Genomic DNA, 13,529 nt, shown 5'->3' with positions numbered 1-13,529 from the left:
AAAAATATGTTTTAACAACTGTGATTTCTAGTTTTTAATTTTCTACCTCTATTCCTTATTCCTTATTACCTATTCCTTATCACCTATTACCTATTACTTATTACTTAGCTTTAATCGATTATCCCTTCCTCCTCCATCAATGCAACAAAGGCCTCAAGGGCATCTTCAAAGCATTTCATCGGTGGCCTAACCAAACCTGCTCCAACTTGACCTACACCAGGATCTTTATGGGCGATTCCGGTATTAATAATTGGTAATATCCCAGTTTCCACAACCTTTAAAAGATTGATTCCCGTTGCAGTTCCTCTAAAATTCAAAACAGGAATCTTATAGGCATTATTTTCAGCCTCTGTTATTTCATACATGGTTTTTGAAAAGTTCATAGCATCCTGAGGGGTTCCCCCTACAAATTGAACGATAGCAGGGGCTGCTGCCATTGCGAAGCCACCAATTCCTGTTGTTTCAGTTATAACACTATCTCCTATATCTGGATTTGCATCTTCTGCCGTAAATCCTGGAAAAAACAAGCCATCAATAATCTCTGCCGGAGCTGTAAACCACCTATCCCCTAGTCCAGCAACCCTGATGCCAAACTCAGTTCCATTTCTAGCCATGGCATAGACAAGGGTACTATATTTCACTTCACCTGCAGGATCAAGGGTGGCCTTACAGGCAGGCATCGAGAGATTTAAGAAAAAATGATCATTACTATGAATAAACCTTAGCACAGCCGCCTTCTCATCATTGGCAAAGGAAGTTAGTATGATATGAGGAGCCAATTCTCTAATGAACAAAGATGTGCCCGCCTTGTTTCTATTATGAGCTTCATCCCCCATCATAACTACTTGAGCGATCATGGATTTTAAATCTATTGGGCCAGCTAAGGTTAAGGCCTCCTTAAGAACTGGTGCCAGGGTTTTTTCGATCCATTTAAGCCTCTCTATTACATCTTCACTATAGGCTCCATATCTTAGAACTTTCCCTAATCCTTCATTAAGGGTACAGTAGGCTTTGTTTCCATAGCCTCTATTCTCAACAATCCAAACAGGCATAGAAGCTGTTACTACCCCAGCCATTGGACCTACAGCATTGTGATGATGACAGGGATCAAACTTTATTTCTCCAGATTCAGCAAGGGCTATTGCCTCTGCCTCTGTTTTTGCTAAGCCTTCATATATCAAACCACCAATTATAGCTCCTCTAAGGGGTCCACTCATTTTGTCCCAGGTTATAGGAGGGCCTGCATGGAGAATGGTTTTTATATCCATCCCAGGTATTTCTTCAATAGCGATTCCAATTCCTATTAATGTAGGCTGTGCATTTAAAATTCTTTCTATGGCTTCTTTATTAGCCTTTTCTACTAAATGCATCAAGTTTACCAACTCCCTTTTTAATGAAAAATTTAAAATTAAAAGTTAAAATTTAACTTAATTTACACCAAATTTATCATTTTTCACTTTTCATTTTTCACTTTTCACAATTGTATTTTTCTACTTTAGCTTATTTAACAACTTTGCCATCCTTTCATTCCCACCGGCTGGAGGTCTCCAATCTACGTGAATCACCTGAATATCTTGTTGTTTCAAATCTGTTGCAAAGGATTTAAGACCTACATTTACAACCTTGAGTTCCTTTTTAAATAACGGATTGATTTTATTCATTGCTTCACACCTACCTCTTTGCTTGGTATTTTAATATTTCTGCCGAGAAGGCCACAGCCTTAGCATTGGAGGGTAATATAATAACACCAGCCTCCTTAAGCTTAGCCTCCTGCTCCCTTAAATTCTGGGGGTCCTTTTCAGTTCCGCAAACAGAGGCAATATAAAGGGCTTCAACACCCTTCTCCATCATAACTTCTTTACTTCTTTTTATGAAGGGGACCATTTCTCCAGCAGGATCTGGATTCGAACCATATCCCAGCACAAAATCCATTAGAAAAACTGCAACCTCAGGATCCTCAGCTTCTTTAAGTAATCTTTCCTGCCGAGTGGATGGATCAATCATTGGATGAGGTCGCCCTACAGTAAAATCATCATCCCCTAAATCAATGCAGGTATGCTCCTTACTGATATTTAAGTTTTCTAGCTTTAGTTGAGGCTTTAGAGGTATATTAGAGTATATACCACCAATGTCCTTCGATAATAACTTCATAGCCTCGTCACATAGGGTTCCACCGGTATAAAGTCCCCGAAGATATTTTTGTTCTGGTTTTAGAAGCTTTAATTGATCCTTCAATAATTCCTCCAGGTTCATATTAGAGTCCATGGATTTTGCCTTTAAACCCGTCAGCTCAACTGCCTTTATAGCTGCATCCTCTAAACTGGCTCCATACACCCCTCCATATTTTTCAACCACCTCAGGGCTACCGCCAATAAAACTCACAACAAAGGGCTTTCCTCCATCCTTGGCAGCTTGTAGGACCTTTTCAGCAATCTCAGGTGATGGCGGCTTCGAAACCAACAATAGCACCTTGGTTTCTTCATCTTCTGTTAAGGCCTTAATGCCTTGAAGCATCATGATTCCTCCGATTTCTTTACTTAAGTCTCTTCCCCCGGTGCCTATAGCTTGGGAAATCCCTCCACCCAGCTTATCTATGATTACACTAACCTCCTGTGCTCCAGTTCCTGATGCTGCAACTATACCGATATGTCCCTTATTTACCACATTCCCAAAGGCCAAAGGAACTTGATTGATTATTGCGGTTCCACAATCCGGCCCCATCATTAATAAGCCTTTGTCTCTAGCTATTTCCTTTAGCTCCTTTTCCTCTTCAACCTTTACATTGTCACTAAAAAGCATAACATGCAGATTCTTATTTAATGCCTTTTTAGCTTCTTGATAAGCATATTTCCCCGGAACAGATATAATAACCAAATTGGCATCATCCATATACTTTAATGCTGAACTTAAAGTTGCAGGGGAATAATCATCTGAAGCTTCATCTTTTTTGTTCAATAGCTCTTCTACCTTAAGAAGTAACTCCTCTAGATTCTCCTCCCTTTCCCATTCTACAGTGATGAAAAAATCATTGGCATTTAACTCCTCTATTTCGTTATTGGAAAGGCCTAAATTCCCAACTAGCTCCTTATTAAGATCAGTTGCCATACCAACCAAAACCTCGTTAACACCATCAAGCTTCTTCAGCTCTTTACTAACCAGCATCAGGGTTACTGAATCATAGTATTTGTTTTTTTGAATCCTAACGCTTTTATTCAAATAAATTCACCCTCTCGTTGTGTATATTAAAAAACAGAACACATCCAACATATAGACCTGAAGCCATATCTGATCCAGAGGTGCTGCCATGATTTATAACTCTCAAAATAGCTTTTTCAAAATCTTCAGTAGCACCTAGAGAAAACATTCCCATCATCAGAACCTTAACATCTTCCGACCCTTCACCCTTTGCAGCATGTCGAAGCATTTCGGAACTAACGATTGTGGTCCTTAGCTTCCATTCCTCTACCATCCTAGCAAAATTACTAACTAAAGGTTTTATATCCACATTACTATAAATAGCACTATAGATCATGGAGATCATCAAGCCAGCAACAAAATCATCTGCTGAGGGGGTAAGGCCTGGTCCAAAGCCAATAATCTCTTTAGAAGTATGAATGATTTCTTTTTCTTTACCATCTTTTATGGCATTTATAAGTTTGAGCATTCTAGGCAATATGTAGCTACTATAATGATTTATTGGTAATTTCTCCTTAAAAACTCTTCCTAAAATAGAACCTTCAACCTCAGGAAAAATTGATGCAACCCCTTCGTAGGATGCAGCATTTAAGACTATATGCCTTAAAACCTCTACATTTTTTTTAAGGTCTTTCCTACCTACCCCTTCAAAGGCTGGAGGTTTGCCATCCCATTGACTTGCATGGGTTAAGTCCAATTCAACCATTCCTTCAATCCTTAATATCATATCCAAAACTTCTACCTCTAGGTTCCTTTTAAATCCCATGGATGAAAATTCTTGATTTTGGAGGAGCTCCACTAGGATTCCCCCTGGACTTATGGATAATTGGTGAGATATCAGGGGTATCAATATCCCTTCGGGTGTAATTATGTTACAAACCCGCTTAAATACCGAATGTATTCTACCCCTTATTACCCTCTTGCTATTGAGGATTTTCTTCGTATTGTGGCAAATCATCAGTGGCTTCATAGCAACCCTTCTTTTCTGTCTATTGGAAATATATTTCAGACTGTTGAAAAAGTAATAATTCAAATCTGAAACCACTATGTTTTTAAATAAAGAGAAATATGTGGAGTTAATAATAAAAGAACGATAAGATGGGAGATCAGTATTTTCAATGTTTGAGCCGAAGGTGAGTTTTGAAAATACCTGACATCTTTGAGTTCATCCTGCCTTTTGTCCGAGAACCAATTTCTCTGTTTTAAAATATAGGGGTTTTTTAACAACCTCATCCATTGATATATTTCTTCTATTGATAGATCAAACCTTTATACAGTTATTCTAAATATAGGTACTGATTTTTGTATTCTTTTACTATGTTTTTTTGAGAACATCATAAATTTTCAAAGCCATTTGTAAGCTCAGCTTGTCATCAGCATCATCTAGGTCCATACCCGTTATTTCTTTTATTCTTTGCACTCTATAAATAATAGTATTGTAATGGGTATACATTTCTTTAGATATACGTTTTAAATTGCCTCCAAATTTAAAGTACATATTTAACGTCTTAACCAACTCCGAATCTTTATCTTCATCATACTCAACTAAGGGCAGAAGAATTTCTTTGTAGAATCGTTGCATTTCATCCTCCAACTCATCGAATCCCATCACACGATAAACCCCAAGATCGTCATAATGTTGTATATTACTGTTATTTTCTACAATTGATTTGCTAACTGCCTTTATTGCTTCTTGATGGCTACGCCAGAGCTTTGCAGGTGTTTGATAAAATCTACCTAAGCCAATGGCTATCCTTGTATTCTTCAGTTGGAAGGCAACCTGCTTTAAAATATCTTGGGAAAAATGCATCAACTCATTTTTTGAAACCATCCATTTTTTTTCATGATCCGTACCAAACAAGATAATTATTTCATCGGTTTTGTTGCCAAAGAGGGTTTTGATTCCTTGGTTTCTGGAGAGTCGTTCAACTATTTGCAGTATTTTACTATTTATATCGTATAAGAAGGTGGAGTTATTAAAGGTTTCCTTCACCAAATCCCTTATATTGATGACCTTTATAATCATAACAGCATACGCAAAGTTACTGTCAAAATCGAATAATGGCCCCCTATCCAGAGCCCTTTTATGCCTTTTTTCATCCTTAGAGAGCAAATCATCTAAAAATTCGATTTTATGACGACTTTCAATCTCAAAAATTGAAATCTTCTTAATTAAGTCTAATAAAATGATAGATATAGAGGACTCAATAGCTGTCAACTCTATGGGGCTCAATTTTTTGTTATCCTCCCATACAAATAAATAACCATAATTTCTGTTTTCACCAAGTATATTGTAGTGAATCCTGTTTACTTCTTTATCATTTACTATATCCTTACTGACTTTGTAATTTCTAGTCTCAAGGGTAGCTATGGTTTTATTTTTATTATAATCTGCCCCAACTAATCCAATATAGTCTTCACTCCTACCATTAGGGGAGGCTATCACGATGTTGTCGAATATATTCTCTTTAATTGCTACAGTATTCCCAATGGTGTTTGCAATCCCTTCAGCAATTTTTTCAAGACTTCCACCCTTTATCATTACGTCAACTAGCTTGTTATGGATCTCATGAACCTTTATCAAAATATTTGATTGATTCCCAATAATTTCTGTTAACACTGGCATCATGATATCCGTATAGGATACATCAAAGGGAATTTCGATAATGGGAAAGGCCAATTCATTAGCCAGCTCTATGATGGAACTAGGCAACTCATCTATATATCTCTTGGTTTTTATCCCAATGCCTGCCAAACCCTTCTTTTCCATCTCCGGGAGTAATTCCAATAAAACCTGGGGTTTATCTTTAATGGAATAGGCCGTTGTTAGAAGGAATTCCCCTGCATCTACCCAATTTATAATATCCGGGACTTCCATAACATTGATCTTGGTAACCCTTTTCTTGGATCCAGATCCACCGGCCAGAAGTTTTGCATCCTTCATAATTTCCATTGAAAGCATTTCATCAACGGTAATGCCAAATGCCCTATACATATTTCCCTTCCCCCTCAATATTACTTGTTAAAGTATACCAACCCATTAGATACCCTGTCTTTTTTTATTTTGTGATATATTACTATGGTTTTTATATAAACTTCTGCATTTAGTAATTATTAATTGTTTATATATACTATTATACAATTAATTATTAAGGGATAAATCAAAATATTCTATAAACATACCAATAATAATTTGTGATATGTTAACAAAACCCCCTATCATTATGATAAGGGGCCATGCCGAGGACATAGTTAGACTGATATAAATCCCTTTATCCCACAATATGGATGTTTTTTTGTCAAGGAAAGGTAAAGACCCTTATCTTAAGATAAGGGCCTAGGAGTTGGGGTTATATGTTATTTTAGATAATTATTTTTCTGGCAATACCTTATTTAAGATGATACCAACTATCGCAGCCAGTGCCATTCCTTCTACTGCAAAATTAACATCTCCAATATTTACAGGTAACGAAGCCCCGCCAAGACCAAGGACTAGAATAACAGCTGCAATTATTAGATTTCTTGATTGGGTAAAATCAACCTTATTTTCAACTAGGGTTCTTCCCCCAATAGCTGCAATCATACCAAATAGAATAATTGAAATACCTCCAACTACTGGAACTGGTATAGAAGAGATTAATGCACCTAATTTTGGTATAATACCAACTAAAATAGCAAAGCCAGCTGCAACCCTCATAATTAGAGGCTTATGTACTCTTGTTAAAGCAAGAACCCCTGTATTTTCTGAATAGGTTGTATTTGCTGGGCCACCAAACATAGCAGAAATTGAAGTTGCTATACCGTCTCCAATCAATGTTCTATGAAGACCAGGCTCCTTCATAAAATCCTTCTCTACTGTTTCACCAATGGCCAATACATCACCAATATGTTCTACCATTGTAGCAATAGCAACAGGAGCAATCATCATAATAGCAGAAAAATCAAACTTAGCCATTGTAAACTTTGGAATTCCAAGGATAGCAGCATCTCCAATGGGGGCAAAATCAACATTACCTGTAATAATTGCAACGATGTAACCACCTATCAAACCACAAATAACTGGTAGAAGCTTGATGAAGCCCTTCGTAAATATACTAACAAAGGCAACTATTACAAAGGCAACTATCGCCAGCATCCAATTACCCGAGGCCATTCCTATTGCAGTCGGTGCTAGCTTTAAGCCTATTACCATAATGATAGGACCCGTTACAATTGGTGGGAAAAACCTCACTACCTTCTCATATCCAAATACTGAAACCAGACCTGCAACTAATAAATAAATAAGACCTGCAACTACTATACCTCCCTGTGCATAGGGCAGCATCTCTGGCTTAAAAGTATCTGTACCTGCAGCACCAGCAACTGCTGCGATTGGTGCAATAAAAGCAAAGGAAGATCCTAAGAAAGCTGGTACCCTTCCCTTTGTAATTAGGTGGAATATTAGGGTTCCAATACCTGCCATAAACAAAGCCACTGAAATATCTAAGCCGGTTATGATCGGAACTAAAACCGTTGCACCGAACATCGTAAAGGTGTGCTGAATTCCTAGAATGATGGTTTTACTTAAGGGTAAAACATCCTCTTCTCGAATTACATCCAACATTTGATTCTTCTCAACTGCCTTTTCTTTACTCATATAGTCGCCCCTTTCTTTTTTCATTTTGACCCCACTCCTTTTTATATTGTGAGCCAGGCTAATGTCTTTCAACATTAGCCTAGGCCAATTACTGTTTTTCCTTTATAGCCTTTAAAACTTTTTCAGCTGTTATTGGCAGGCTATTTACCCTAATTCCCAGGGCATCATATAGGGCATTGGCAATTGCTGGCGCAGTAGGAACCATACAGGGCTCCGCCACTCCCCTAGCTCCAAAGGGTCCTGTTTCCTCTGGATTTTCAACAAAGCTGATAATCATTTCTGGCATATCATCGGCTGTAGGAATCTTGTAATCAACAAAATTAGGGTTTTTTACAATGCCATTTTCTAAGATTAACTCCTCTAATATAGCAGAACCTAGACCCTGAAGGATTCCTCCCTCAACTTGACCCTCAATAAGCTTGGGATTGATGATTTTTCCTACATCAAAGCTAGATGCAACCTTTTTAACCTTTATTTTTCCAGTTTCAATATCAACCTCAATTTCAGCCCCTTGACAACCATAGGTCCAGAAGGCCGTTGGTTTTTCCCCTTGACCAGTGGTTTTATCTGTATTTTTCACATCAGGAGGTATGAAGGAACCCCTACCGATAATCGGTCCGTGGATACCAGAGCCATCCTCCATAGATAACCCAAGGGCCAATTCCTTAATGGGAACTTTCTTGTTTTCATTTCCCTTAGCAACAATATATTCATCAGCTAGGATAAGTTTTTCCTTCGGAACACCTAACTTTATTTGGGCTAATTCAAAGAGTTGGTCCTTGGCATCTTGGCAAGCCTTTACCACCGCATTACCTGCACAGTAGGTAATACGACTGGCCACTGTTTGCCATTCATAAGGTGTATAATCTGTATCTCCAGTCTTAATGGTAATTTTATCAGGAGGTATCGTCAAGACCTCAGACGCAATTTGTGTTAAGGTGGTATCTGAACCCTGACCAATATCTTGGGCACTTACCAATAGTTGGCATGTTCCATCTTCATTGATTCTAATAATGGCAGAGGATGCAACATTATTTGGCATAGATGGCGCTTTAAATCCACAGGATATCCCTCTACCTATATATATATTAGGCTTAGAAGAAGGTTTCTTTTCTTCCCTTTCCCAACCCAACTTATCCACTACATCTTCTAAACAATCTTGCAAACCGCAGACTTCTACTATTTGACCAGTGGCGTTACTTCCTCCTGGTCTTAACCCATTTATCCGTCTTACCTCAATAGGGGTGATTCCTAACATCTCTGCTAAAATATCCATGTTCTGCTCTATAGCAAAATGAATTTCTGACATTCCAAAGCCCCGATAAGGCCCTCCTACTGGATGGTTGGTGTAAACACATACAGAATCAGTCCAAACGTTGGGTATATCATAAGGGCCCGTCGATGAATACCCTCCTGCCCTTACAATATTTACACCATACTCTGTATAGGCTCCCCCATCCCACACAAATGTATTCTTTACAGCAACAATTTTCCCATCACTATTTATACCTGTTTTGATCGTTGCATGCATCCCTTGTCTAACGAAACTGTTTATAAATTCATCTTCTCTACCATAGGTCAGCTTCACAGGCCTTCCCTTAACCCTCATAGCCAAAGGAATCACAATTCCCTCTAGAGTTGTGCCCGCCTTTCCACCGAATCCTCCCCCAACAGCGGGAGATATAACCCTAATTTTGTTTTGGGGTAATCCAAAGGCAACAGAAAGGGCCTTTTGAACAGCAAAGGGCGACTGACAGCTGGACCATATGGTTAGAGCTTCTTCAGGGTCCATCTGGGCAATTACACTATGGTTTTCTATGGGACTATGCTGGATATGGGGCACAAAAAACTGATTTTCCACCACATGCTCTGCTTCAGCGAAACCTTTATCGATATCACCTTTACGTATTTTATAAAGATTACTGATATTGGTACCTGGCTCTGGAAAAAATATGGGCCCCCATTTATAATCCCCTAGATCTGGATGAACAAGAGGAGCATCTGATTTTATACCCTCAAGAGCATTGGTAACAGCCGGTAGTTCCTCATACTCCACCTCTATTAGTTTAATGGCCTCTTGGGCAATCTCATGGGTTTCAGCTGCTACCGCTGCGATAGCCTCTCCCCTATACCGAACCTTATCATTTGCTAAGAAGGTTTTATCCTCAAGATACAAACCTACTCTATTCGGAACATCCTTACCAGTTATTACAGCTTTAACCCCCGGTAGCTTCTCAGCTTTGGTTATATCAACCTTTAAGAGCTTTGCATGGGGATACTCACTCCTTTTCACAGCAGCATAAAGCATTCTGGACATCTTCAAATCATCAACATATTTTAATGAACCTGTAACCTTCTTAATTCCATCAACTCGATTTACACTTTCTCCTACAAATTTCATTAATATCACCCTCCTATCGAGCCGAGTTTGTCTTATCGGCAACCTCCATGATTGCCTCAACAATCTTCTTATAACCAGTGCACCTACATAGATTTCCACTAATTGCCTCTTTAACCTCTTCTTCAGTAGGGCTAGGGTTATCCATCAACAGTGCCTTTCCTGACATAATCATCCCTGGCGTACAATAACCACATTGTAGGGCAGCATGATCGATAAATGCCTGCTGTATCTGATCCAACTTATTGTTAACGGAAAGACCTTCTATTGTCAGTATTTCCTTACCATCAGCCTCCACAGCTAACATAAGACAGGCGTTTATTGGTTTTCTATCAACCAGTATCGTACAAGCACCACATTCTCCTGCACCACAGCCTTCCTTAGCCCCCGTTAAGTCGAAGTCCTCCCTTATCACATCCAAGAGGGTCCTATTTGCAGCAACCTCGTGGGTTATTTCTTCATTATTTAGTATAAAGTTAATTTTATGCTTCATGATGATATCCTCCTTTACCCCATTAGATCTCGTAAACCCCTGCTTACAAGAACCCTAGCAATTTCTTCTCTATATTCCTTAGTAGCTCTTACATCACTTATTGGTGACACTTCCTCAAGGGCCCTATGGGTAGCTTCTTTAATTAATTCTTCCGTGAGTTTTTTGCCCCTTAGGAAATCTTCTGCTTTTCTACATCTTATGGGAGTTGGCGCCACTGACCCTAAAGCAATTTTTATTTCACCATCAACCATTAAAACTGATGCACAAACAGTGGCTAGATCAACAGCATCCCTTCTTGAATGCTTTTGATAGGATCCCTTTAATTCCTTATAATATGGAACCTTAACAGCCGTTACAACATCCCCAACCTTTAGCGAAGTTCTTCTTACAAAAACAAAAAAGTCGTTGATAGAAATCTCTCTAGGTCCCTCTACTCCAAAAACCTCAACCACCGCATCAAGGGCCAAAAGGGGCGTAGCTGTATCAGCTAGTGGAGAGGCATTGGTAATATTCCCGATAATGGTTGCTCTATTTCTTACTTGACAGGAGCCAACGGTATGGGCGGCCTCTGCAATAATTTGATAGTTCTCTAAAATGTCTTTATGATTTATAACCGCATTCATATTGGCGCAGGCACCTAAAACCAATCCATCCTCCTTACTAAAACTTATTGTTTTCAACCCCGATATTCCCTTTATATCAACAAGGGCCTTGGGATGATTTAATCCATCGTGAATTCTAACAATTACATCAGTACCACCATTTAATATAGAAGCTTCCCCATTGTACCTCGTCAGAATTTCGCATGCTTCTTCTATGGTTTTTGGCTTATAATACAAAAAGTCTTTCATGAATATACACCTCCATATTATATTTATACGTCCAAATGCTTTTCGGAGTGTCCTAGAGAACACATGGGTTCTCTGGAAAACAAAAGCATTTTAACCATAGAGAATTAACCCACAAAAATGCTTTTGTTCATATTGTAAGATTTTGCTTATTATTTTATATCCATAATATTTCGTCAAAGTTTCTTTTAATCTTTTGTAACAACTCACTAAAAAAACGATTATTTTTTTATAAATCTTACTAATCATAATTTTTAGAATTTTGATAATATATAGAAGTTTCTTACATTAATTTTATCATATAATTTCTTCAACAGAAACAAAATTACCCTTCTCATAATAAATAAAATATCGTAGGGTATAGATTTTGAAAATTTAAGATTAAGAGCAAATTTCATTTGTAATTTTCATACGAATATGTTATAAAAAAATATAACAGGAGGAGGAAGTACTTATGCCTTATTTAATAACCGTTGGAATAATAGCAGTAGTTCTGATTTTAGTTATTGGAAAGTACAATAAGTTGATAATCTTACGAGATTCTGCTGAAAGTGCTTGGCATCAGCTTGATGGTAGATTACAGGAAAGAAATGACTTGATTCCCAATCTTCTTAATGTCGTTAAGGGCTATGCTAAGCGCGAATCAGAGACCTTAGAGAAGGTTATTTCTGCAAGAAACTCATTGATAACTGCACAAGGTCAAGGAGATATTTCAGAAATCGCCATAGCTGAAAATCAACTACAAGCAACTTTAAAATTCCTCTTTGCTCTAAAGGAAATTTACCCTAATTTAAAGACTAATAAAAGCTTCCTACAGCTTCAAGAAGAGTTTACTCAAATGGAAAGTAAGATTGCACCCTTAAAACAGCACTACTACGACTCCACTACTAGATATAATAATGAAGTTGAAAAATCCAACATGATGGCAAGGGTCTTTAGTCTTAAAAAAATGCCACTATTTGAGTTAACTCCTCAGCAGCAAAAGTAGTAGACTTTTAAAGCTTTTTAATACCACATTATTGATATAATTCTCCTATAATATCTTGAGGCACAAATAATGAGTCTAAAGTCCTACTTCTTCTTGCGGCCTCGTAAAGATTAAGAAATAGGCACAATATACTAAGGCTCAACAACGTAAATAACTACACTTCCACCTATTTAACATCTAAAAATATAATAGAAGGATCAAGGTGGGTGTTATAAATTTACATATTTTCTATATATCAAGAGAATTCTTTGTCCAGGTTAGCAGGAAATTTAAGTTAATTGTAGAATAGAGTAAGTGGATTCTATATTTAATAGTTAGGGGAATGGAAATGGAGAATGTTAATTTACCTAGGGAAGTAGAAAATATTTTGAACAGTATACCTGGAGTATTGTCAACTAAGGTAATCATAAGTGGAGATGCCATCGAAGAGCTTCATGTGATGGCAACAACCAGCAGAAATGCTAAGCAAATTTCTCGAGACATACAATCCATAATGTCTGCTAAATTCGACATGGATTTTGACCATAAAAAAATCAGCATTGCACAAATTGATGACATGGACAAGCTAATGGCTGAAAGACGTATCCAAATAGAAGAGATTAGCCATACCATCAATGGCAATCTAATTAAGGTAAATGTAGCCTTAAAGAAAAATGATATTATGGTATCTGGTACTGATGAAGCCTTTAACACCACCAATAATGCCCACCGGGTTTTAGCAAGCGCTACCTTAAAGGCCATTCATCAATTAATTGGTGATGCATGCGTCTTTACTCCAGAGGATGTTGAAATCATTACTATTGGAAAAAAAGAAGTGGTGGTGGCCGCTGTGAGTGCTATTAATGGCTACAGCGAAGAAATGCTGATAGGAACAGCAATTGTAAGGGGTGAATTGAAGGCAGCAATCGTCAAAGCTACCTTAGATGCTGTTAACCGAAAGCTATTAAAGTTAATAATGTAATTTTTGGGTA

Annotated in this window: 11 protein-coding genes; 2 read left to right on the top strand and 9 right to left on the bottom strand. The window is 37.8% G+C overall.

The genetic code is table 11. From position 1 onward, the window contains the following. Positions 1 to 110: 110 nt before the first annotated feature. The 9 genes from F8153_RS03220 to F8153_RS03180 form a co-directional block, all read right to left on the bottom strand. Positions 111 to 1,370 (bottom strand): YlbE family protein, encoded by a 1,260-nt coding sequence (locus tag F8153_RS03220; protein WP_151864920.1) that lies wholly within the window; start codon positions 1,368 to 1,370, stop codon positions 111 to 113. Between the two features lie 120 nt (positions 1,371 to 1,490). Then, a complete protein-coding gene (locus F8153_RS03215) occupies positions 1,491 to 1,661 on the bottom strand; it encodes a fdrA domain protein (protein ID WP_151864919.1) in 171 nt (56 codons plus the stop codon). Between the two features lie 10 nt (positions 1,662 to 1,671). Then, a complete protein-coding gene (fdrA, locus tag F8153_RS03210; protein ID WP_151864918.1) occupies positions 1,672 to 3,216 on the bottom strand; it encodes an acyl-CoA synthetase FdrA in 1,545 nt (514 codons plus the stop codon). After that, positions 3,209 to 4,165 (bottom strand): DUF2877 domain-containing protein, encoded by a 957-nt coding sequence (locus F8153_RS03205; protein ID WP_151864917.1) that lies wholly within the window; start codon positions 4,163 to 4,165, stop codon positions 3,209 to 3,211. The genes fdrA and F8153_RS03205 overlap by 8 nt, the downstream gene beginning before the upstream one ends. A 345-nt stretch (positions 4,166 to 4,510) precedes the next feature. After that, positions 4,511 to 6,190: a PucR family transcriptional regulator gene (locus F8153_RS03200; protein ID WP_151864916.1), complete on the bottom strand. Its 1,680-nt coding sequence runs from the start codon at positions 6,188 to 6,190 to the stop codon at positions 4,511 to 4,513. Between the two features lie 375 nt (positions 6,191 to 6,565). Next, positions 6,566 to 7,855 (bottom strand): uracil-xanthine permease family protein, encoded by a 1,290-nt coding sequence (locus tag F8153_RS03195; protein WP_243136884.1) that lies wholly within the window; start codon positions 7,853 to 7,855, stop codon positions 6,566 to 6,568. Between the two features lie 64 nt (positions 7,856 to 7,919). Beyond that, complete coding sequence (locus tag F8153_RS03190; protein ID WP_151864915.1) at positions 7,920 to 10,232, bottom strand: xanthine dehydrogenase family protein molybdopterin-binding subunit; 2,313 nt, start codon at positions 10,230 to 10,232, stop codon at positions 7,920 to 7,922. 13 nt (positions 10,233 to 10,245) lie between these two features. Beyond that, positions 10,246 to 10,722 (bottom strand): (2Fe-2S)-binding protein, encoded by a 477-nt coding sequence (locus tag F8153_RS03185; RefSeq protein WP_151864914.1) that lies wholly within the window; start codon positions 10,720 to 10,722, stop codon positions 10,246 to 10,248. A gap of 14 nt (positions 10,723 to 10,736) precedes the next feature. Beyond that, positions 10,737 to 11,573: an FAD binding domain-containing protein gene (locus F8153_RS03180; protein ID WP_151864913.1), complete on the bottom strand. Its 837-nt coding sequence runs from the start codon at positions 11,571 to 11,573 to the stop codon at positions 10,737 to 10,739. Positions 11,574 to 12,024: 451 nt separating this feature from the next. Here F8153_RS03180 and F8153_RS03175 point away from each other — a divergent pair, with 451 nt between their 5' ends. Both F8153_RS03175 and F8153_RS03170 read left to right on the top strand, forming a co-directional pair. After that, positions 12,025 to 12,558, top strand: coding sequence for a LemA family protein (locus tag F8153_RS03175; protein WP_151864912.1), 534 nt, complete (start codon positions 12,025 to 12,027; stop codon positions 12,556 to 12,558). 328 nt (positions 12,559 to 12,886) lie between these two features. Continuing rightward, complete coding sequence (locus tag F8153_RS03170; RefSeq protein ID WP_151864911.1) at positions 12,887 to 13,519, top strand: hypothetical protein; 633 nt, start codon at positions 12,887 to 12,889, stop codon at positions 13,517 to 13,519. Positions 13,520 to 13,529: the final 10 nt, after the last annotated feature.

The sequence above is a fragment of the Alkaliphilus serpentinus genome (assembly GCF_009017255.1).
Taxonomy (GTDB): domain Bacteria; phylum Bacillota; class Clostridia; order Peptostreptococcales; family Natronincolaceae; genus Alkaliphilus_D; species Alkaliphilus_D serpentinus.
Note: the sequence above shows the minus strand (reverse complement) of the source record. Positions and strands in the feature narration are given on the sequence as shown.